Annotated in this window: 20 protein-coding genes and 1 pseudogene; 14 read left to right on the top strand and 7 right to left on the bottom strand. The window is 56.0% G+C overall.

Features of this window, described 5'->3' with window-relative positions; translation table 11 throughout:
* The first annotated feature begins 25 nt into the window (after window positions 1-25).
* Genes lspA through QJ48_RS24555 form a run of 3 tightly spaced genes read left to right on the top strand, consistent with a single transcriptional unit; the run spans window position 26 to window position 2,685 of the window.
* Window positions 26-553 (top strand): signal peptidase II, encoded by a 528-nt coding sequence (gene lspA / locus QJ48_RS24545; protein WP_054976057.1) that lies wholly within the window; start codon window positions 26-28, stop codon window positions 551-553.
* A complete protein-coding gene (locus QJ48_RS24550; RefSeq protein WP_054976058.1) occupies window positions 550-1,503 on the top strand; it encodes an RluA family pseudouridine synthase in 954 nt (317 codons plus the stop codon). Before lspA ends, QJ48_RS24550 begins: the two co-directional genes overlap by 4 nt.
* A gap of 18 nt (window positions 1,504-1,521) precedes the next feature.
* Window positions 1,522-2,685, top strand: coding sequence for an aminotransferase A (locus QJ48_RS24555; RefSeq protein WP_054976059.1), 1,164 nt, complete (start codon window positions 1,522-1,524; stop codon window positions 2,683-2,685).
* A 61-nt stretch (window positions 2,686-2,746) separates the two neighbouring features.
* Here the strand turns inward: QJ48_RS24555 and QJ48_RS24560 are convergent, their stop codons facing one another.
* Window positions 2,747-3,895, bottom strand: a complete 1,149-nt coding sequence (locus QJ48_RS24560) for an N-acetyldiaminopimelate deacetylase (RefSeq protein ID WP_054976060.1) — start codon at window positions 3,893-3,895, stop codon at window positions 2,747-2,749.
* A 76-nt stretch (window positions 3,896-3,971) separates the two neighbouring features.
* Complete coding sequence (gene dapD, locus QJ48_RS24565; RefSeq protein WP_025853391.1) at window positions 3,972-4,685, bottom strand: 2,3,4,5-tetrahydropyridine-2,6-dicarboxylate N-acetyltransferase; 714 nt, start codon at window positions 4,683-4,685, stop codon at window positions 3,972-3,974.
* 402 nt (window positions 4,686-5,087) lie between these two features.
* On the opposite strand from dapD, the gene pyrR reads away from it, so the two are divergent.
* The 11 genes from pyrR (at window position 5,088) to QJ48_RS24620 (ending at window position 17,776) form a co-directional block, all read left to right on the top strand.
* A complete protein-coding gene (pyrR, locus tag QJ48_RS24570; RefSeq protein ID WP_054976061.1) occupies window positions 5,088-5,669 on the top strand; it encodes a bifunctional pyr operon transcriptional regulator/uracil phosphoribosyltransferase PyrR in 582 nt (193 codons plus the stop codon).
* Complete coding sequence (locus tag QJ48_RS24575; protein ID WP_054976062.1) at window positions 5,666-6,574, top strand: aspartate carbamoyltransferase catalytic subunit; 909 nt, start codon at window positions 5,666-5,668, stop codon at window positions 6,572-6,574. Before pyrR ends, QJ48_RS24575 begins: the two co-directional genes overlap by 4 nt.
* 43 nt (window positions 6,575-6,617) lie before the next feature.
* A complete protein-coding gene (locus tag QJ48_RS24580) occupies window positions 6,618-7,901 on the top strand; it encodes a dihydroorotase (protein WP_054976063.1) in 1,284 nt (427 codons plus the stop codon).
* A gap of 320 nt (window positions 7,902-8,221) precedes the next feature.
* Window positions 8,222-9,397 (top strand): glutamine-hydrolyzing carbamoyl-phosphate synthase small subunit, encoded by a 1,176-nt coding sequence (carA, locus tag QJ48_RS24585; RefSeq protein WP_054976064.1) that lies wholly within the window; start codon window positions 8,222-8,224, stop codon window positions 9,395-9,397.
* Window positions 9,384-12,599, top strand: coding sequence for a carbamoyl-phosphate synthase large subunit (gene carB / locus QJ48_RS24590; RefSeq protein ID WP_054976065.1), 3,216 nt, complete (start codon window positions 9,384-9,386; stop codon window positions 12,597-12,599). Before carA ends, carB begins: the two co-directional genes overlap by 14 nt.
* A 119-nt stretch (window positions 12,600-12,718) precedes the next feature.
* A complete protein-coding gene (gene pyrF / locus QJ48_RS24595) occupies window positions 12,719-13,441 on the top strand; it encodes an orotidine-5'-phosphate decarboxylase (RefSeq protein WP_272948154.1) in 723 nt (240 codons plus the stop codon).
* A 50-nt stretch (window positions 13,442-13,491) separates the two neighbouring features.
* Entirely contained in the window at window positions 13,492-14,151 is a 660-nt protein-coding gene (gene pyrE, locus QJ48_RS24600; protein ID WP_054976066.1) for an orotate phosphoribosyltransferase, read from the top strand.
* A gap of 136 nt (window positions 14,152-14,287) precedes the next feature.
* The gene (locus QJ48_RS24605) at window positions 14,288-14,806 is read left to right on the top strand and encodes a sigma-70 family RNA polymerase sigma factor (protein ID WP_054976067.1); all 519 of its coding nucleotides are present in this window, start codon (window positions 14,288-14,290) and stop codon (window positions 14,804-14,806) included.
* A 14-nt stretch (window positions 14,807-14,820) separates the two neighbouring features.
* Window positions 14,821-15,945, top strand: a complete 1,125-nt coding sequence (locus tag QJ48_RS24610) for a hypothetical protein (RefSeq protein WP_054976068.1) — start codon at window positions 14,821-14,823, stop codon at window positions 15,943-15,945.
* The gene (locus QJ48_RS24615) at window positions 15,942-16,895 is read left to right on the top strand and encodes an ABC transporter ATP-binding protein (protein ID WP_054976069.1); all 954 of its coding nucleotides are present in this window, start codon (window positions 15,942-15,944) and stop codon (window positions 16,893-16,895) included. Before QJ48_RS24610 ends, QJ48_RS24615 begins: the two co-directional genes overlap by 4 nt.
* Window positions 16,892-17,776: an ABC transporter permease gene (locus QJ48_RS24620; protein WP_054976070.1), complete on the top strand. Its 885-nt coding sequence runs from the start codon at window positions 16,892-16,894 to the stop codon at window positions 17,774-17,776. Before QJ48_RS24615 ends, QJ48_RS24620 begins: the two co-directional genes overlap by 4 nt.
* 109 nt (window positions 17,777-17,885) lie before the next feature.
* Here QJ48_RS24620 and mtnB read toward each other — a convergent pair whose 3' ends face one another.
* The 5 genes and pseudogenes from mtnB to proA all read right to left on the bottom strand — a co-directional run.
* A complete protein-coding gene (gene mtnB, locus QJ48_RS24625) occupies window positions 17,886-18,530 on the bottom strand; it encodes a methylthioribulose 1-phosphate dehydratase (RefSeq protein WP_054976071.1) in 645 nt (214 codons plus the stop codon).
* Window positions 18,520-19,188, bottom strand: a complete 669-nt coding sequence (locus tag QJ48_RS24630; RefSeq protein ID WP_054976072.1) for a 2-hydroxy-3-keto-5-methylthiopentenyl-1-phosphate phosphatase — start codon at window positions 19,186-19,188, stop codon at window positions 18,520-18,522. The genes mtnB and QJ48_RS24630 overlap by 11 nt, the downstream gene beginning before the upstream one ends.
* Window positions 19,185-20,483 carry a 2,3-diketo-5-methylthiopentyl-1-phosphate enolase gene (locus tag QJ48_RS24635; RefSeq protein ID WP_082420663.1) on the bottom strand — a complete coding sequence of 433 codons (1,299 nt, stop codon included), beginning with the start codon at window positions 20,481-20,483 and terminating at the stop codon, window positions 19,185-19,187. Before QJ48_RS24635 ends, QJ48_RS24630 begins: the two co-directional genes overlap by 4 nt.
* A gap of 15 nt (window positions 20,484-20,498) precedes the next feature.
* On the bottom strand, window positions 20,499-21,365 hold the full coding sequence (proC, locus tag QJ48_RS24640; protein ID WP_054976073.1) for a pyrroline-5-carboxylate reductase: 867 nt from the start codon (window positions 21,363-21,365) through the stop codon (window positions 20,499-20,501).
* Window positions 21,366-21,413: 48 nt separating this feature from the next.
* Window positions 21,414-21,606, bottom strand: a pseudogene (gene proA, locus QJ48_RS24645) (gamma-glutamyl-phosphate reductase); the annotation flags it as partial.

Here is a 21,606-nt window from a genome sequence, read left to right on the forward strand (position 1 = left end):
GCAAGCCCAATAAGGAGTTGTTATCTTGAGATATTACATTTACGCTTTCATCGTTCTCCTGTTGGACCAGGCTACAAAATGGCTAATTGTAAGCCGGTTGGAGCTGGGGGAATCGCGATCGGTCATCGGCGAGTTTTTCCAAATTACCTCTCATCGGAACGCTGGAGCGGCTTTCGGTATTTTGCAAAATCAGCGCTGGTTTTTCCTGGTGATTACCGTTCTTGTAGCGGTTGGGGTGGTCTGGTATTTGCAGAAGACGCGAAAAGAAGGAAAGAAGCTGCTGCCTTTTGCTCTGAGCTTACTGCTTGGAGGCGCGCTCGGCAATTTTATCGACCGTGCGCTGTTTGGCGAAGTCGTGGACTTTCTCGATTTTCACTTCCGTTTCAGTTTCTTCGGCATCCCGGTGGACTATCCGTTCCCGATCTTTAACGTTGCCGATTCCGCTATTGTCGTTGGCGTCGCCTTGATCTTCGTTGATTCGCTGATCAGCTGGCGCCAAGAATCGAAACAAAATGCTGCCAACAAGCTGGAAAGCGGGGACGCGCAATCATGAGTGTGACCGAGCAAGGATGGTCGGAGCAGGATCAGCGCTTCGAATGGACGGCCGAACCGGAAGACGCCGGAGAGCGAATCGATAAGTTCATTACGGAAGCGCTGGAGGAAGAAGTGTCCCGCACGCAAGTGCAGCAGTGGATCAAGGACGGCTGCGTGAAGGTCGACGGCCGCGCGGTCAAGCCGAACTATAAGCTTTCCGAAGGGGATGCCATGACACTGGTCATGCCCGAGCCGGAAGAGCTGGTGCTTACGCCGGAACCGATTCCGCTGGACGTTGTGTATGAAGATTCCGACGTGATTGTCGTAAACAAGCCGCGGGGCATGGTCGTGCACCCGGCGCCAGGACACTACAGCGGAACGCTCGTCAATGCGCTTCTGTATCATTGCAAGGATTTGTCCGGCATTAACGGCGTCATTCGGCCCGGCATCGTTCATCGTATCGATAAGGATACGTCGGGTCTGCTGATGGCCGCGAAAAACGATCTGGCTCATTCGGGGCTGGCCGCCCAACTGAAGGCACATACGGTCAACCGTAAATATTTTGCCCTGGTGCACGGGAACGTTCCGCACGAGAACGGTACCGTCGATGCGCCGATCGGACGCGATCCGAAGGATCGGAAGCTGTATACGGTCACCGAACGGAACAGCAAGCATGCGGTAACGCATTTTCTCGTAGTGGAAAGGTTCGGCGATTACACGCTATTGGAGCTGAAGCTGGAGACGGGGCGCACGCATCAGATTCGGGTGCATATGAAATTCATCGGACATCCGCTTGTAGGGGATCCGGCTTACGGTCCTTCCAAAAGCAAGGGGGTCCTGATGGAGGGACAAGCGCTTCACGCGGCCGTACTCGGTTTCGAGCACCCGCGTTCGGGACAGGAGCTGCAGTTCGAAGCGCCGATTCCGGACGATATGCAGCGGGTTCTGGAAGTGCTAAGAACAAGGTAAGGAACATGGGGGAACGCTATGGAACAGCTTGAGCGCTTAATTAATCCGAGTGTCAAGGAGATTCAGATCTCCGGTATCCGGAAAATTTCCAATTTGGTTGCGAACTATAAAGACGCCCTCACGCTGACGATCGGCCAGCCCGATTTTCCGACGCCGGACCACATTATGCGTGCGGCCGAGCGGGCCATCGAAGAGCATCGGACGACCTATACGCCGAATCCGGGTCTACCGGAGCTCCGGCAGGCTGCAGCGGCCTTCATCGAACGCAAATACGGGCTCAGCTATTCCGGGCTGGAGGAAGTGCTCGTTACCGTAGGCGCGAGTCAGGCGCTGGATATTACGCTTCGCACGATTTTGGAGCCGGGAAGCGAAGTGATCCTGCCGGGTCCGATCTATCCAGGCTATGAGCCGCTCATTCGGCTGTGCGGCGGCGTGCCGGTTTATGCAGATACCCGCGGCACCGGCTTCAAGCTGACGGCGGAAGTGCTGGAGCCGTATCTGACGGATAAAACGCGGTGTGTCATTTTGGCTTATCCGTCCAATCCGACCGGCCGGGTGATGAGTGCGGAGGAGCTTGCCGATATTGCCCGGCTGCTCGAATCGCGCAAGCTGTTCGTCATTTCCGACGAAATCTACAGCGAGCTGATCTACGACGGGCCTCATCGTTCCATTGCCTCCCTGCCTGGGATGCGGGAGCGTACCATCGTCATTAACGGATTGTCCAAGTCGCATTCAATGACGGGCTGGCGAATTGGCTTTACTTTTGCCCCGGCTTATTTGACGCAGCACATGGTTAAGGTTCACCAGTACAATGTCACTTGCGCAAGCTCCATCAGCCAGTATGCGGCCATCGAAGCGCTGACGGCGGGAATCGACGATGCGCTGCCGATGAGGGCCGAATACGTGAAAAGACGGGACTTCGTCTATGACCGGCTCGTCGAGATGGGCTTCGAGCTGGCGAAGCCGGAGGGAGCGTTTTATTTGTTTCCTTCGATTGAGCGCTTTGGCTTGTCTTCCATGGATTTTGCCATGAAGCTGCTGGACGAACAGCGGGTCGCCGTCGTACCGGGGGATGCTTTCTCCTCCCTTGGAGAAGGCTATATCCGCTTATCGTACGCTTACTCGATGGACGTGTTGGAACGGGCCATGGAACGGTTGAAGGTATTCGTAAGCGGCTTGTAGGTAAAATAAAAGCTTCTCATCCCGTTTCTCTATGGACAGAGACGGTGATGAGAAGCTTTTTTTATTGCTCGCTTTTCCAAGTCAGGAAGCGGCTCATTAGGTCGATGGCCACGTCGATGGCGCGTTCGTCCGGTTCAAGCTTCGCATGATGCAGTCCGTAAGGCGTCCCGACGCCGAGCCAGAACATGAATCCGGGGATCGCTTCGAGAAAATACCCGAAATCTTCTCCAGTCATCGCTTCGGTACATTCGATCAATTGAAGGGGAACCGAATGGTTCGTATCCCGGACCCAGTTCATAAATTGGCCCGTCACATCCGCCTCGTTAAACACTTGCCTGTAATTGGCCCCGTAGTCGATCTCGGCCTTGCAGGCGAAGGCCGTCTCCATTCCGGCAACGAGCGCCTCGATACGAGACTTGACGAGCGACATGGTTTCGGCTGAGAGCGTGCGTATCGTTCCTTCCAGGCGGGCCGTTTCGGCGATAATATTTTGCTTCGTGCCGCCGTCGATTTTACCGATGGTAATGACCGCCGAATCAAGGGGATTGACATTTCGGGAAATGACGGTCTGCAGTTGTCCCACAAGCTGGCACGCGGCAATCACCATATCGTTCGCGTTGTGCGGAAAAGCCGCATGTCCGCCTTTGCCCGTGAGAGTGATGAACAGCTCGGACGTATTGGCAAACAAGATGCCCGGTTTGGTAGCCACGGTGCCTACCGGATATTCTGGCGCAATATGCAGGGCGAAAATTTCGTCGGGCATCCAGTCCCGGAGCTCTTCGCATTCGAGCATCGGCTTGGCGCCTCCCGGGCCTTCTTCCGCGGGCTGAAAAATAAAGGTCAGATTATCGCGAATCGGCTGCTTTGCAAAATGCGTCAGGATGCCGAGGCCGATGGACATATGCAGATCGTGCCCGCAGGCGTGCATAAAGCCGGGATGCTCCGAACGGAAATCGTACCCGGTGTCTTCTGTTATCGGCAGCCCGTCGATGTCGGCGCGGTAGCCGAACCGGCGCTTGGGTGCGGTTCCTTTCACGTTCACGATAATGCCGGTTCGCCAAGTGCGGACTTCGAGCCGCTCCTGCGGCAAGGTTGCGATGTAATCGAGCAAATACCGCTGGGTCTTAAACTCTTGATACCCGAGCTCCGGGATTTTATGCAAATCTCTGCGAATTTGTACAAAGCGGCTCGGGTTGACGGCTACGGACATGGTGTCAATGCCTCCTTTGGTGAGAGAATGAAGAGAAAGGCCCGGCGTCTGATCGCCGAGCCTTGATTGCGCCGAATTACAGGTTGCGCAAGTCTTTCAAAATTTCCGTTTTCGACTTCGTTTTGTCGTCCACTTTTTTGATGACGCGGGCAGGGGTACCGGCAACGACGCTGAATTCCGGCACGTCTTCTACGACGACTGCGCCTGCAGCGACGACGGAACCTTGTCCGACGCGCACGCCTTCGAGAATAACGGCGTTAGCTCCGACGAGCACGTCGTCCTCGATCACGACCGGTTGAGCGGAAGGCGGCTCGATCACGCCCGCGAGGACAGCGCCTGCTCCAATGTGGCACATTTTTCCGACTTTCACGCGGCCGCCGAGAATGGCGTTCATATCGATCATCGTGCCTTCGCCGATGGTTACGCCGATGTTGATGACGGCTCCCATCATGATGATCGCGTTGTCGCCGATGCCGACCATGTCGCGGATTATCGCGCCCGGCTCGATGCGGGCATTGATATTTTTGAGGTCCAGCAGCGGAACTGCGGAATTGCGGCGGTCATTTTCCACCACGTAATCTTCGATTTTGCCGGCTTCCGCGTCCAGCACGCTTTTCACTTCCGCCCAATCGCCGAACAGCACGCCGCTCTTGCCGGAGATGAACGCTTGAATATTGTCTCCGAAGGAGATGGATTCCAGGTCGCCTTTGACATATACTTTAACCGGAGTCTTTTTCTTGCTTGTTTTAATGAGATTAATGACGTCTTCCGTATTCATTTCGATCGACATAAACGGGATTCCAGCTCCTTATGTAGTGATACCGTGAACGAAAACGGGCATGATCCGTTGTCCCGAAGATCACGAACTACATCTTTTATAGCATAAAACGCATGCCCTAGCAATCCTTGGCCGGTTGAACCGGGTGCGATTCAGAGAGTATTGACATCGGGGGGCGAACATGGCATAATGCTTGTAACTGAATAGCACCTTTAAAATCAGTCCCGTGAGGCTGGCAAGGTGAACGACGAATCGAACGGTCCAAGCGGATGCGCCCGACGGCATAGATGCCGGTGAGGTGTGTCTGTTCCGGTGTAACCTGTTCTGTTCCTGTGTGCGCAAACCTTGCCGATACGGCAAGGTTTTTTTATGGTCTAAATCGCGAAAGCTTTGGTGAAGGAGGTTGCCTGACCGATGCAGTCTGATGAACATGTGTTGATGGATGAAACCGCGATACGTCGGGCTCTGACGCGTATCGCCCATGAGATTTTGGAGAAAAACAAGGGCATTGAAAACTGCATGTTAATCGGGATCCGGACAAGGGGGATTTACCTCGCGAAGCGGGTGGCCGACCGAATCCGCGAAATCGAGGGCATACCCGCACCTGTCGGCGAAGTGGATGTGACCAAATACCGGGACGACCGGAGCGGCTTGCTGGAAGCGACCGTATCGGGAACCCGGGAAGATGCGCCGGGAAGCGAACAGGCGAACGATCGTCTGGAGGTTCACAACAAAAAGCTCATTTTGTTCGATGACGTGCTGTTCACGGGACGCACGGTAAGGGCAGCCATGGATGCCCTGATGGATCTCGGCCGGCCGCAAATGATTCAATTGGCGGTGCTGGTGGATCGGGGGCACAGGGAACTGCCGATTCGTCCGGACTTCGTAGGGAAAAATATTCCGACGTCCCGGCTCGAAAGCATCGAAGTACAGGTGAATGAAGTGGATGGGGTGGATCAAGTCGTCATCACAGGACAGAGGAGGCCAAACGAATGACACAGCTTCAAGTACAGTCGGAAAAACATTTGCTAGGCACCAAAGGACTTAGCGCCGGAGAGCTGAACGCGATCCTCGATCGTGCGGCCCACTGGGAACAGCATCCGGTAAAAGTGACGAACCAGCTGCAAGGGCGCTTTGTCGCCAACATGTTTTTTGAAAACAGCACAAGAACGAGATTCTCCTTCGAGGTTGCGGAAAAAAGGCTTGGAGCGGAAGTACTCAACTTTGCGGCGGCCGTCTCCAGCGTACAGAAGGGCGAATCGATCTACGATACGGTGCGAACGCTCGAATCGATGGGCATCGACGCCGGCGTCATCCGCATGAAGCCCAACGGGCTGCTGGCCGAGCTGGCGCAAAAAATCACAGTCCCGCTGATCAACGCGGGCGACGGCAACAACGAGCATCCGACGCAGGCGCTGCTCGATCTGTATACGATGCGCAAGCAGTTCGGCGAAATCCGCGGCCTTCATGTGGCGATCGTCGGAGATATCCAGCACAGCCGCGTGGCGCGTTCGAACTTGTGGGCGCTGCAAACGCTGGGAGCCAAAGTAAGCTTCTGTGCGCCGCCGGTCATGCAGGCCGCCGAGCTTGCGGAGCATGCGCCTTATGTCTCGATTGACGAGGCGCTGAAGGCCGACGTGGTCATGATGCTGCGGGTGCAGCTCGAACGGCACGAAGGCTCGCTGTTCGGCTCGGCCGAGGAATATCGCGCCGCGTACGGGTTGACGGCAGAACGCGCCGCCCGCATGGCACCGCACGCGGTCATCATGCACCCGGCTCCGTTCAACCGGAATGTGGAAATCGACGATGAGCTGGTGGAATGCCAGAAATCGAAAATTTTTACGCAAATGAGCCATGGCGTACCGATCCGGATGGCGGTCATCGAGCGGGCGCTTAGCTAAACCGAGTCCTAACCTACTAAGATGAAACGAAGCGGAGGTTCCCATGGGAATTTGGATACTGAATGCCAGCCTGGCGGCTGGGGGCAATGAATTAAAGAAAAAGCACGTGTTCGCGAATGGTGAGCGTATCGAGCAAATCGTCGACGCAGGGGAAGCTTTGCCGGATACGGCCGGACATACGATTATCGACGCCCAAGGCAAGCTGCTGGCACCCGGACTTATCGACATGCACGTACATTTGCGCGAACCGGGCTTCGAATATAAGGAAGATATCGCATCGGGTACCCGTTCCGCGGCGCGCGGCGGTTTCACAACGATTGCCTGCATGCCGAACACGCGGCCGGTTATCGATACGGTGGAAACGGTGCAGTACGTGCTGAACAAGGCTCAAACCGAAGGGATCGTGCGCGTCCTGCCTTACGGCTGCATCACGAAAAACGAACTGGGCCGCGAGCTCACCGACTTCGATGCCTTGAAGGAAGCCGGGGTAATCGGCTATACGGACGACGGGGTCGGCGTGCAAAGCGCGCAAATGATGAAGGACGCGATGGCCAAAGCGGCATCGATCGGCATGCCGATTATTGCGCACTGCGAGGACAATACGTTGGTCGAAGGCGCGGCCGTAAGCGAAGGCGCATTTGCCCGCAAGCATGGACTCAAAGGAATCCCGAACGAATCCGAAGCGATTCATGTCGGCCGTGACATTCTGCTGGCTGAAGCGACAGGGGTGCACTACCATGTATGCCACGTCAGCACGGAACAGTCGGTCCGCCTGATCCGGCAAGCGAAGCAGATCGGCATCAAAGTGACCGCCGAAGTGTGCCCGCATCACCTGCTGCTATCCGACGAAGACATTCCGGGGATGGATGCGAACTGGAAAATGAACCCGCCGCTGCGCACACCGCGTGATGTGCAGGCCTGCATCGAGGGCCTTGTCGACGGCACGATCGACATCGTGGTCACCGATCACGCGCCGCACAGCGAGGAAGAGAAAGCGCGCGGCATGCAGCTGGCTCCGTTCGGCATTGTCGGCTTCGAGACGGCCTTCCCGCTCTTGTATACAAAGTTCGTCGCTACCGGCCAATGGACGCTGGAGTTTCTGCTCGATAAGATGACCAAGCTGCCGGCGCAAGTGTTCGAACTTCCTTGGGGAACGATCGAGGTTGGCAAAGCCGCCGATCTGACGCTGATCGACCTCGAAACGGAGAAGGAGGTCAATCCGGCGGAATTCCTCTCCAAGGGACGCAACACGCCGTTCACGGGCTGGAGCTTGAAAGGCTGGCCGACTTTAACCATCGTCGGCGGGAACGTCGTCTGGTCCGAGTAAGAAAAAGCGAGTAGACCTCTGCTGCCAGGGAAACCTACAGTTAGGGAAAATAAAGGAACAAAGTTTATTTATAGAAGTTGAAAGAACAGCTTGAGTGGGTCGCACATCGCTGTGTGCAGCACCGTTAAGCGTGTCCGGCCGACCGCGGGGGCGTCAGCCTCCGCGCCGTCCGGACAAACGCGATCCCCCCGCCGCAGCCCCTTTAAAGCTACATACCCCCTTGTGCGACAACTTGAGGGGTCCAGGGGCGGCGCCCCTGGGGTCCCCCTTTAGAAAGGGGGATTTAGGGGGATTAATACCACATAAGGAGATGACAGCAGATGCAGGCAAGATTGTTGTTGGAAGACGGTACGCTGTTTACCGGCAAAGCATTCGGAAGCACAGGCGACTCGGTTGGCGAAGTCGTGTTCAATACAGGCATTACAGGATACCAAGAGGTATTGTCCGATCCGTCCTACTGCGGCCAGATCGTGACCATGACGTACCCGTTGATCGGAAACTACGGCATCACGCGCGACGATTTCGAATCGATCCGCCCGTTCATTCACGGGTTCGTCGTTCGCGAGCATGAAATGGTGCCCAGCAACTGGAGAGCCGAGTACTCGTTGGACAGTCTGCTTAAAGAATATGGCATTACCGGCATCAGCGGCATCGATACCCGGATGCTGACCCGCCGCATCCGTCACCACGGCGTCATGAAAGGCATTCTGACCACCTCCGAGAAGCGTGTGGAAGAGCTGCTGGAGCAGCTTAAAGCATCTCCGCTCATGACTGATCAAGTGTCCCGTGTATCCACGAAAAGCGTGTTCAGCGCACCGGGAACGAAAGAACGCGTCGTGCTCGTCGATTTCGGCTCCAAGAGCGGCATTTTGCGCGACTTGACCAAGCGCGGCTGCGACGTCGTCGTCGTTCCGCAGGACACGACCGCGGACCAAATCCGCCGGTTGGCGCCGGACGGCATTCTGCTGTCCAACGGTCCTGGGGACCCGAAAGACGTGCCGCATGCGGCGAAAATGATCGCCGAGCTGCTCGGCGAATTCCCGATCTTCGGCATCTGCCTCGGCCATCAATTGTTCGCGCTGGCGAGCGGCGCCGATACGGAAAAGCTGAAATTCGGCCATCGCGGCGGCAACCACCCGGTGAAAGATTTGGCTACGGGCCGCTGCTACATCACATCGCAAAACCATGGCTACACCGTAAATGAAGAGTCGATCGCCGGCACGGATTTGGAAGTGACTCATATCAACAACAACGACAAGACAATCGAAGGGCTGCGCCACAAAAAATATCCGGCCTTTTCCGTTCAGTATCACCCGGAGGCAGCGCCGGGACCGTTCGATTCGAGCTACTTGTTCGATGACTTCCTGCAGCTGATCCGCGAGCATAAGAGCAACAACCCGCAGCTTCCGCGTCAGGCGCAGATCGCAGCGGCATACAAAGCGGGCAGCACGGCCGTATCCGCATCGAAAGGGGAGCTCCACTATGCCGAAAAATAATAACCTTAAAAAAATTCTCGTGATCGGCTCCGGTCCGATCGTAATCGGACAAGCAGCGGAATTCGATTATGCCGGTACGCAAGCTTGCCAAGCTCTGAAAGAAGAAGGCTTCGAAGTCGTTCTGATCAACAGCAATCCGGCGACGATCATGACCGATACGAACATGGCCGACAAAGTATATATCGAGCCGATTACGCTCGACTTCGTCACCCAAATCATCCGCCAAGAGCGTCCGGACGGCTTGCTGCCGACCCTCGGCGGGCAGACTGGCCTCAATATGGCGGTTGAGTTGGCACGCGCCGGTGTACTGGAGCGCGAGAACGTGAAGCTGCTCGGTACCCAGCTGACGGCAATCGAGAAAGCGGAAGACCGCGATTTGTTCCGCGATCTGATGCGCGAATTGGAGCAGCCGGTACCGGAGAGCACGATCGTAACGACCGTGCAGGAAGCGCTCGATTTTGCGAATGAAATTGGCTATCCGATTATCGTACGTCCTGCGTACACGCTCGGCGGTACGGGCGGCGGCATCTGCGCCACCGAGGAAGAACTGCTGGAAACTGTTTCCTCCGGTATACGTTACAGCCCGATCGGCCAATGTCTGATCGAGAAAAGCATCGCTGGCATGAAGGAAGTCGAGTACGAGGTGATGCGCGACGCGAACGACAACTGTATCGTCGTGTGCAACATGGAAAACTTCGACCCGGTCGGCGTTCATACGGGCGACAGCATTGTTGTAGCGCCGAGCCAGACACTGTCGGACCGGGAATACCAAATGCTGCGTTCCGCATCGCTCAAAATCATCCGCGCCTTGAACATCGAAGGCGGATGCAACGTGCAGTTTGCGCTGGACCCGCACAGCTATCAATATTACGTCATCGAAGTGAATCCGCGGGTTAGCCGCTCGTCGGCGCTCGCTTCCAAGGCAACCGGCTACCCGATTGCCAAAATGGCAGCCAAAATCGCGATCGGCTATACGCTCGACGAAATCGTCAATCCGGTAACGGGTCAAACGTACGCTTGCTTCGAGCCGACGCTGGACTATATCGTTTCCAAAATTCCGCGCTGGCCGTTCGATAAATTTACGGCGGCAAACCGCAAGCTCGGCACGCAAATGAAAGCGACGGGCGAAGTCATGGCCATCGGTCGTACGTTCGAAGAGTCGATTCACAAAGCGGTTCGCTCCCTTGAAATCGGCGTGCACCGCCTGTATTTGAAAGATGCGGTGACATTGGACCAAGAGACGCTTGAGCAGCGGCTCGTGAAGCCGGACGACGAGCGCATCTTCCTGATCGCCGAAGCGCTCCGCCGCGGATACAGCGTACAGCAATTGCAGGATTTGACCAAGGTGGACTGGTGGTTCCTGCACAAGCTGGAAGGCATGATCGCCTTCGAAGCCGAGCTGCTTGCGCCGGAGCTGAGCGAAGAGCTGCTCCGCGAAGCGAAGCGCAAAGGCTTCACCGACCGCGCCATTGCCGAGCTGCGCCGTCAGGCTGACAAAGGGCTGAGCTTGACGCAGGAAGCCGACGTTCGCGCATACCGAATCGGCTTGGGGCTGAAGCCGGTTTACAAAATGGTCGACACCTGCGCCGCGGAATTCGAAGCGACGACACCTTACTATTACTCGACTTACGAGACGGAAGACGAAGTCAAGGAAACGGCGAAACAAAAGGTTGTCGTGCTTGGCTCCGGTCCGATCCGGATCGGTCAAGGGATCGAGTTCGACTACTCGACCGTGCATGCGGTATGGGCTATCCAAAAGGCCGGCTATGAAGCCGTTATTATCAACAACAACCCGGAGACGGTGTCTACGGACTTCAATACTTCGGACCGGCTGTACTTCGAGCCGCTGTTCTTCGAGGACGTCATGAACGTCATCGAGCGCGAGCAGCCGATCGGTGTTATCGTCCAATTCGGCGGACAAACGGCGATCAACCTCGCGGCACCGCTTGCGAAAGCTGGCGTGCGCATCCTCGGCACGGATTTGGAGAACATCGACGCGGCCGAGGACCGCAAAAAGTTCGAAGCGCTGCTCCGTCAGCTTGACATCGCACAACCGCCGGGCGGTACGGTAACCTCGGTGGACGAGGCTGTCGGCATGGCCTCCCGCTTCGGGTATCCGGTGCTTGTCCGTCCGTCGTATGTCCTTGGCGGCCGCGCGATGGAAATCGTCTACTCTGACGAAGAATTGCTCAGCTACATGGAATACGCGGTCAAAATCAATCCGGAGCATCCGGTACTCATCGACCGTTACATGCTCGGCAAAGAAGTTGAAGTCGACGCGATCTGCGACAAAGAAACGGTACTGATCCCGGGCATCATGGAGCACGTGGAGCGGGCCGGCGTTCACTCGGGCGACTCCATCGCGGTATACCCGCCGCAGACGGTATCCGCCGAGCTGAAGCAAAAAATTATCGACATTACGACCAAAATCGCCAGAGGGCTGCAGGTTGTCGGTCTCGTCAACATCCAGTTCGTCATCTATAAAGACGAAGTGTATGTTATCGAAGTGAATCCGCGCTCCTCGCGTACGGTTCCTTTCCTCAGCAAAGTGACGAAAATTCCGATGGCCAACGTGGCAACCCGCGTCATTATGGGCGAAAAGCTGGCCGATATGGGCTATCAAACCGGCTTGTGGCCGGAGGACGATTTCGTATCCGTCAAAGTTCCGGTCTTCTCCTTCGCGAAGCTGCGCCGTGTCGATACGACACTCGGACCGGAAATGAAATCGACGGGCGAAGTCATGGGCCGTGACAAAACGTTTGCCAAAGCGCTGTATAAAGGGCTAATCGGCTCCGGCATGAAAATTCCGCCGACAGGCGCGATCATTGCTACGATTGCCGATAAAGACAAAGCCGAGGCGATTGAGATCTTCCGCGGCTTCGAAAGATTGGGCTACCGCATTGTCGCTACGGGCGGAACGGCACAGGCTTTGGAGGACGCCGGTCTCCAAGTGAACCGCGTCAACAAGCTGAGCGAAGGCTCGCCGAACATTCTCGACCTGATCCGCAACGGCGAAGCGCACTTTGTCGTCAACACGCTGACGAAGGGCAAAACGCCGGAGCGCGACGGCTTCCGGATTCGCCGCGAGGCAGTAGAGAACGGCGTCGTCTGTATGACTTCGTTAGATACGGTTAGCGCACTGCTGCACGTGTTGGAGTCCATTTACTTCCAATCCACGGCTATGCCTGCGAATCACGCATAACAACAATTGCATTAGCACAGCGTTCCGTTCCTTGCGGAAATGCTGTGCTAATCCCTTGATTAGGCCCTTCTACGAGCCGTCAGATTCATCCGATTTTAAAGAAAAAGGGGCGGTAACTTGTGTCTACCAACTTAGCGGCGGCGAAACGCATCATGGTTGCTCTCGATTATGCCGAGGCGAAGCAGGCGGAGTCGCTCGTCCGGTCGCTGGAAGGCATTCCTTGTTATTTGAAGGTGGGAATGCAGCTGTTTTACAGCGCCGGTCCGGCGTTCGTGCGGATGCTCAAAGAGAAGGGCTATAGCGTCTTTCTCGATCTGAAAATGCACGATATTCCGAATACCGTCAAAGGCGGCGCGGAAAGCATCACGAAGCTTGGCGTAGACATGTTCAACGTGCATGCGGCCGGCGGCAAGCAGATGATGGAGGCGGCGATGGAAGGCGTGGACAAAGCGCTTCAAGCTGCATCCGGTCCCAAGCCGATCGTCATCGGCGTTACACAGCTTACCAGCACAAGCCAGGCGGTCATGAACGAAGAAATCGGCATTGAAGGTACGGTAGAGGATGCGGTGATCCGATATGCCCGATTGGCCCAAGCCGCCGGGTTGCAAGGTGTGGTCGCTTCTCCGCTGGAGGTCGTCCGGATCAAAGAAACGTGCTGCAGCGGCTTTGTGACCGTGACCCCGGGCATTCGTCCGGCAGGAGCGGACATCGGCGATCAATCCCGCGTCATGACGCCGGAACAGGCGTTTGCTCAAGGGACGGACTATATCGTCATTGGTCGTCCGATCACAGCCGCGCCGGACCCAAGAGCGGCGCTGGAAGCGATTATCGCCTCTGTCTAGCGGCAGAGAAGTTTTTTACGAAGACCAACACCTTAAGGAGATGAAATCGAATGACAACCCCATCGATTCGTATAAATCCGGAGCTGGCCGGGCAAATTGCCGCCGATCTGCTCGCGATCGGCGCCGTGGCGCTTCGTCCGCAGCAGCCGTTTACTTGGACATCCGGCCTGAAATCGCCGATCTACTGCGATAACCGGCTGACCATTTCGTTTCCTGAGATCCGCGAACGGATCGCCGAAGGCTTCGTTACGCTCATCCGCGACAATTTCCCGGATGCCGAAGTCATTGCGGGAGCGGCAACCGGAGGGATTCCACATGCGGCTTGGGTCGCTCAAAAGCTCGGTCTGCCGATGGTTTACGTGCGCGACAAGGCCAAGGGCCACGGGAAGGAAAACTTGATCGAAGGCTTGATCAAGCCCGGGCAGAAGACGGTGGTCATCGAGGACTTGATCTCGACGGGCGGAAGCTCGCTCAAGGTGGCCTTGGCCGTAAATGAAGCCGGAGCGCAGGCTCTCGGGGTGCTTGGCATCTTCTCGTATCAGTTCGAGAAGGCGCGCGAGGCCTTTGCGGGATCGGGCATTCCTTTTGAGACGCTGACGAATTACTCGGTACTGCTCGACGTCGCTCTTCGGAACGGCAGCATCCAAGAGCAGGATTTGCAGGCGCTGAAGGCATGGCGTGAAAATCCGAGCGAATACGGCAAAGCCTAAACAAAATTTATGGCATTCGAATTCTTCCGCTACGGTACAGGGAAGAGCTCGGATGCTTTTCTTTTTTCACCGGGTGATACAAAATAAGGCTGACCTCTGTCTTATGTATAGCTGCAGCTGAAAGGAGGACATCACATTGGAACATCCGGATTCCGATTATTTCCGTCACATATTTTATAAGCATTACCCGTCGGTGCGCCGAAAATTAATCGCGTTAGTCCGCGACGAGGCAGCCGCCGATGATTTGGCCCAGGAAGTATTTCTGCGTCTATATCGCAACCCGCCGGACGATCCGCAATTGATCGGCGCTTGGCTTCATCGGGTATTGACCCGGATCGCCTACGACCATATGTCCAAGCGGGCCCGCGAACGGGCGCTTCAGGAGAAGCAGGAGCTTCATTTGCGGGTAACGGAGCAGGAGGGCAAGTCGAACGAGGAGACGGTTTTGGAGCAGTTTGAACACGAGGAATTGCGCGGGTGGCTGGACCAGCTTTCGGAACGGGACCGGCAAGTATTGCTCCTTCGATTCTCCGGCTACAGTTACGCGGAGATCGCCGAGAAGCTTCAAATTCGCGCACCGCTTGTAGGGACGCTTATCAACCGGGCGACCGCCCGATTGAAACGGCATGCGGAATTGCAAACTCAAGTTGAATAGGAGGACCATGGCATATGACTGAGTCATTTGTAAGGAAAAATTCCGATCCCACGGATACGGCTTGGGAGAAGCTTCAGCAGCGGCTTGCTTCCGAATCGAAATCGCTTCGTTGGGAGCAGTGGGCAAAGGAAGCCGATAAAATAAACCCGTCGGCGGCAGAAGCCGGGGAGACAGAAACGTTACAATCGATCGCTGTATCCGATATTCGTCCGTTACCTGTTTTGGAACCGGACAGGACAACGGGGGAGACGCCTAAAGCCCATCCGTTCGTCCGCTGGATGAAACGGCGCAGGAAGCGGGTGGCTGCTTCGGCCGCGGTGCTGGTACTGGCCGCTTTCCTGGGCACGCCAATCGGCAACGAAGCGCTGGCTTCCATATTGAATAAATTTCGGATGCAGGAAGTGACAGTCGTTCAGGAAAACGATCTGACGTATTTGCTGAACAGCGCTTTTCCGGAAGGACAAACGAAAGAAAACATCAACAAACTTGGAGCATTCACGAATACATCCGGCAAAATAAGAGGATCTTTTGAGGCCAATGAGCTCTCGCAGATGCTGGGACGCAGTATCGTCTTACCTCAGGATTACAACGCCAAGCAAGATAAGCCTTACGTTAGCCCCTCCAATACGCTAACGTTAAAGTTGAACGTTGACGAAGTAAACCGGGCAATGTCCAGGCTTGGCGCGAAGCAGATGCTGCCTGAATCCGTGGACGGGAAACCGATTACGCTTGAAACGGGCGAAAAAGTTCATCTGAACGTGAAAAACGGCGAACGAAGCTACTCTCTGACCCAAGAGCCGATTCCCGTCGTATCAGTCGATCCGTCGATTCCGGTGGCCGAAGCGCTGCAAGCGGTTCTGCAGTTCCCGCTGCTCCCGGAGCATTTGAAGCAGAGCTTGCAGAACGTGGACCTGCTTACTACCGGAAACGTGCCGCTGCCTATCATCACGAATCAGCCTACCGAGAAGGTCAAAGTGGGAAGCACGGATGTGCTGATCATGACGGAATCTACGAAAAATCATAATTATTACAATGCCATGTGGGTGAAGCAAGGTCAACTCTTCAAACTTTATGGCTATGAATATCTCACGGATCGTGAAGCGCTGCTTGGCAAAGTGAAGGAGCTGATCGGCTCTTGACCGGGCTAGCCATTACAGCGCATGAGCTGACGAAAGATTACGGCAACGGCCGCGGCTGCCGCAGCATTACGATTACCGTAGGGGAAGGGGAAGCCTTTGGCTTCCTCGGCCCGAACGGAGCTGGCAAGAGCACCTTTGTGAAAATGCTCGTCGGCTTGATCCGGCCGACGCAGGGCCACGGTGCGATTTGCGGCCATCCGATCGGGTCGTTGGAAGCGAGAAGGCATTTCGGCTACTTGCCGGAGCTGTACCGGTACCAGGATTGGCTCAGCGGTGAAGAAGTGCTGCAGCTGCATGCCCGGCTATGCGGCGTCGAAGCTTCCGAGGCGAAGCGGCGCATTCCGGAGCTGCTCGACCTTGTCGGTCTCGGGCTGCGGGGCAAAGACCGGGTGAAGATGTACTCCAAAGGGATGCAGCAGCGGCTTGGCTTGGCTTGCGCCTTGGTAAACGACCCGCCTATCGTTTTTTTGGACGAGCCGGCCTCCGCGCTTGATCCATTGGGCCGGAGAGACGTACGAGAATTGCTCCGGCTGATGAAGGCGCAGGGAAAAACGATTTTTCTCAACTCGCACTTGTTGGAGGACGTGGAGCTGCTGTGCGATCGCGTGGCCTTGCTGAATAACGGTCAAATTCTGCAGGTTGGTTCCGTGGCCGACGTGCTGCACGAGACATCCCGCTGGCACCTTCGTGTCGGCGGGTTTGCGCCGTTTTTGCTGGCCTGGCTTCAAGAAGCCTCGGGCCTGACCGTACGTCTTCTTGAGATGGGAGCGGAAGAAGATTCGGTCTGGCTGGAAGCGGAGCTGGAAGATGACGAACAGGTCGGCTGGTTGAACGCGCTTGTTATCGAACAGGGGATGACGCTCTACGAAGTAAAGAAGGCAAAAACGAAGCTGGACGAATGGTTCGTCAGCTCTGTTGCCGGACGGAGCCACAGGGGGGAACGCGAATGATTACCATCATCGGCTCGACTTGGAAGGAGCTGCTGCGCAAACGGGTCATGCTGCTGACGCTGCTGATGACCGTTATTTTCTTGTTCGCCTTCTGGTTTGTTGCCAAAACCATCGGAGCAAGCTTGCATGACGGCACCTATAATCCGTCGGACGTGCAATATATAATTGCCGTTTATGAACGAAGCGCGATGATCTTGTCGCTCGGCTTTTTTTTCGGTTCGTTCGTCATTGCTTTTTTGTCCATTTTTAGCTCGTTCTCCGTGATTGCAGGGGAAGCCGAGCAGGGCGTACTTCAGGCCTTAATGACTCGGCCATTATCCCGTTTATCCTGGTATATGGGTCGATGGATCGGATTTGTCAGTTGGGGAATCGGTTATGCGGCGCTGCTTTTTATATCGATTCTGCTGGTGGCTTGGGCTCATGCAGGTATTCCCGGAGATATCGTATCGCTGACGCGTTCGTTTGCTTTGTTTATTTTCGTTGTGCCACTGCTTGTGTCTTTATCGATGCTGGGCTCCTCCCATTTCTCTTCCACCGGGAATGGCGTATTGATGACGATGCTCTACGGGGCGGGATGGCTTGGGGGCATGATTGAAAAAGTGGCAGGCTCGGTCCAAATTGATCAAAATATAGCTATTAAGCCGCTGCTGACCATCGCAGGAATCATGTCTCTTGTCATGCCGGCCGATTCGCTGCAAAGCCGAATGCAAGCAGAGCTATTTGCCGTGAACGAGCTTCAAGGCATCGTGAATCTTAGAAATCTTTTCGGTTTTGTCGGTGTCGGCCAAGTGCCGTCAAACGCCTTTCTAATGTACAGTGCCGGATATATGCTTGTTATGCTGCTGCTCGGCTTGTGGTCGTTTCGGAGAAAGGACCTATGAATGCTTTTTCGATAAAAAAAAGCCCGTCTGTTCCTCACCGCGATGCGATGAGGGGATAGACGGGTTTTTGCGTTTAAGCCGAGTAGGACCGCGTTCTTGCTGAAACGGTCTACTTCTTCAGCAGGGCCCAGCGATAGGCGTACTCGAACAGGAACTCGAACGCTTCGAGGTGCCGCTTCGCTTCGAAGGCATTGGCGCCCCAAGCGTAAATGCCGTGCTTGCGCAGCAGAATGCCGGGAATGCGCGGCACGATTGCGCCTTCGACCAATTCGGCGATCCGCGGAATTTCCGCATAGTTGGGCAGAATCGGGATATCGATGTGCGCTTCTTCTTCCCATATGTTGAATGCTTTGATCAGCTCGACGCCGTCCACCGGCACGCTGCCTCGTTCCGCATACAGCTCGGAGACGAGGTTGTTGAACACGGTGTGCACATGAAAAATCGCGCCGCAGCCCGTCAAACGGTAGATCTCGCAGTGAATCAACGTTTCCGCGGACGGCTTCAGACCGGTCGTTTCGACCGGTTGGCCCGACTGATCGACCAGCAAATAGTCGGAAGGCGTATTGACCGATTTGTCCTTGCCGCTCGCCGTAATGGCAAACGCAAACTGCTCGGGAGAAAATTCCCCCGTCCGGATCGACAGATTACCGCTTGTTCCGGGAAACCAGCCCCGTGCGGCAAGCAAAGTTTTAATCTCCCGCAGCTCGGCGAACGCCTGCTGCTTCTCTTCCAAACGAATAGCGCTAAAGCTCACGCACTTTCATCTCCTCTAACTGCTTGATCACGTCGTGAAAATCTTCAAATGGATAGTAATTCAACCCGAGCTCCTGGCACAGCTCGATCAGATGGGAGCGGGCGAATACCGTATCGGCCAGCTTGGCCCCGGCAAAATCGGTTACGCTGTCGCCGATCATAATGCGCTCGTACTTCTCCCGCGGGTAGGAGCGAATGATTCTCGTTTTGCACATGCCGCAGTCGTTATCACATTCGGCATCGCATGAATGCGGCCACAAAATGCGAATATGCGTGCCACTGAAGTCGCTCGCGTTGCAATAAATGTTCTCTTTCGGAATCGCAAATGATGATAGAACGGGATAGACGAAAAAGGCGATTCCGCCGCTTGTCACCAAAAAGAGGATGTCCTCCTTCTTGCAGTAATCCAGCAACTCGCGGAACCCGCTGCGAATCGTCACGTTGCCGATCGCGTAATCGACGACTTCCTGCCGGCGGGAGGTCGGCAGCAGCGCAAACATGCGTCCGACGCCTTCCCGGATCGTAATCTCCTTGGAGATGACTTGGTTAACCAAAGTATCCCAGCCCTCAGGCTGAAAATGCTTCATAATCGCTACGATATTGTCGTTCACGGTAATCGTCCCGTCGAAATCGCAAAAAATAACCCGCTGCTTGCTCATTCTTTAATCCCCCACGCGTCAATAGCCGCCTGCAGCTCAGGATGTCCGTCCGCGGCATACGCCCGCAGCGGAACGCCCGACTGGCAGCCGTCGATCGCCTGCCGGAAGGCCCGCCCGCCGGCTGCAGCGCCCATAGGATGGCCATGTACTCCGCCTCCCGCATTGACGACCACTTGCCCGCCAAAATCTCGCAAGATGAGCGGCACAAGTCCGGGATGAATGCCGGCCGAAGGAACCGGAAAGCTCGCCGCAAGCGGAACTTGTCTGTTCGCGGACGTTGATGTGCCGCCCCCGCCGTAAATATAATCGGCCGCTTCGGTTGTCAGCAGCGCTTCCTTGATCGCCATGTTCTCTTCCTTCGGCATGACGACGGAACCGTACGGTGAAGGGAACAGCACCAAATCGGCCCCGGCTAGCCGCATGAGCTTGCCAAGCAGTACGTTCGCGGCGATGCCGTGATACGGCGACGGATACAAGGCCCCGGCTAGCGACGGATGAGCCATCAGCGGCACGCTGACGTCAGGGTGCCGGCTCAGCTCGCTGAGCGCGTCGAAGCCGTAAGCCAGCACATTAAACAGCAGCGCGTTGGCTCCGGCGTCGATCGCTTTTTTGGCTTGTTCGACGAGCCCGAAGGTCGGTCCGGTAAGATTAGCCGCATACAGCAGCTTCTGGCCGGTTTCCCGCTCGGCTTCGGCCGCCGCCTGCATGCACAGCTCGACCCGCTTCTCGATCGGGGTCAGCGGATTCTCGAACAAAATCTCGTCGTCCTTGATCAGATCGACGCCTCCGAGCGCCTGCTGATAAAACTGCTCCCGAAGCGCGGGCAGATCCTGGCCGATCACCGATTTGAAAATGCTCATGAGCAGCGGACGGTCGTGGACGCCAAGCAGCTTGCGTACGCCCTCGATGCCGAATCGTGGTCCTGGAAAGGCGGATAAGAACGACTCGGAAAATGCCAAGTCGATCAGCTTGATCCGGCCGTCCATTGACAGCTTCCCGAAAACGGTGACAAGCAGGGCAGGGATATCGCGGCTGAAATTAATATCGGGATAAGCGATACGAATATCCGCATATCTTGCGGAAGCGGGTTCGCCCGACGACGGTTCGTGTACGTCCACGCTGACGACGCGGCCGAGATGCTTTTCCATTTCCGCCTTGCGCGCTTCCGGCAGCTCGGTCCAGCTTCCGACGGTCAGACCGACGGCTATGCCGGTCGCTTTTTTATGAAAATCGGCTTTTTCGTCGTAGCAACGGTAGGTGGCTATACAATAGGCTGAGGATATAGCATGACTCACAAACGGACACCTTCTTTACTTAATATGGGAAGCGATGGAAGCGCTGATGGCCGTACCCATCTCGGCGGAGCGTTCCGCGGCGCGGCGCATCGCTTTGGAGACCGCATCGGTGAAGCCGCAATTGTCCATCGTCTCGATGGCTGCATGCGTAGCGCCGTTAGGAGACGTCACCTTGCGTCGCAGCTCGGCCGGCTCTTCTCCGCTCAGCTCGACCATGCGTGCCGCGCCCATCACCGTTTGCACGGTCAGACGCTTGGCCTCATCATGCGATAGCCCCCCGCTCATCCCGCCTTCGATCATGGCTTCCATCATATAATAAATGTAGGCCGGGCCGCAGCCAGATAAACCTACAATCGTTTCCATCAGCGATTCTTCGACGATCGATACGATGCCGATGGAGCGGAACATCTCTTCGCCCAACTGCCGCTGCGCGTCCGAGACGCCGCGGGAAAAGCTGAGTCCGGTTGCGCCAAGCCCGATGGTGCTGGATGTGTTGGGCATCGTGCGGACGATGGCCCAGCCGGTGCCGCCGAGAATCGCTTCCATCGTGTCGACGGAAAGTCCGGCAATCACCGATACGAGCAACTGCTCTTTACGGAGCAGCGGCTTCAAATCGAGTAAGCCTTGAGCGGCGTCGCTTGGCTTAAAGGCCAGTACGAGGATATCGGCGGAAGCGATGGCTTCGTTTCGCTCGGCGGCTCCCGCGGCATAACGAATGCCGTACTGCTTATTTAATTCTTGCAGACGGGCTTCATTCGACCGATTGACAGCGACAAGCTGGTCCGCCTGCATGCCCGCTTCGGAGATGAGTCCCCGAATGATCGCTTCCGCCATGGAGCCGGCGCCGACGAACGTGATGTTTTTGGATAAAATCTGTGTCATGATTGGCTGCTCCTTCCGAAATTCATAAATGTATAGGATCTTCTGGGTTTAACCCCGAATTTGTCCGCTTCCGACAATGCAGTATTTGCTCGACGTCAGCGCCGGCAAGCCCATAGGGCCGCGAGCGTGCAGCTTTTGCGTGCTGATACCGATTTCGGCGCCAAAGCCGAATTCGAAGCCGTCCGTGAAGCGGGTGGAGGCGTTGTGATACAAGGCGGCTGCATCGACTTCCTGCAGGAAG

The organism is Paenibacillus sp. A3, assembly GCF_001399685.1.
Classification (GTDB): Bacteria; Bacillota; Bacilli; order Paenibacillales; family NBRC-103111; genus Paenibacillus_G.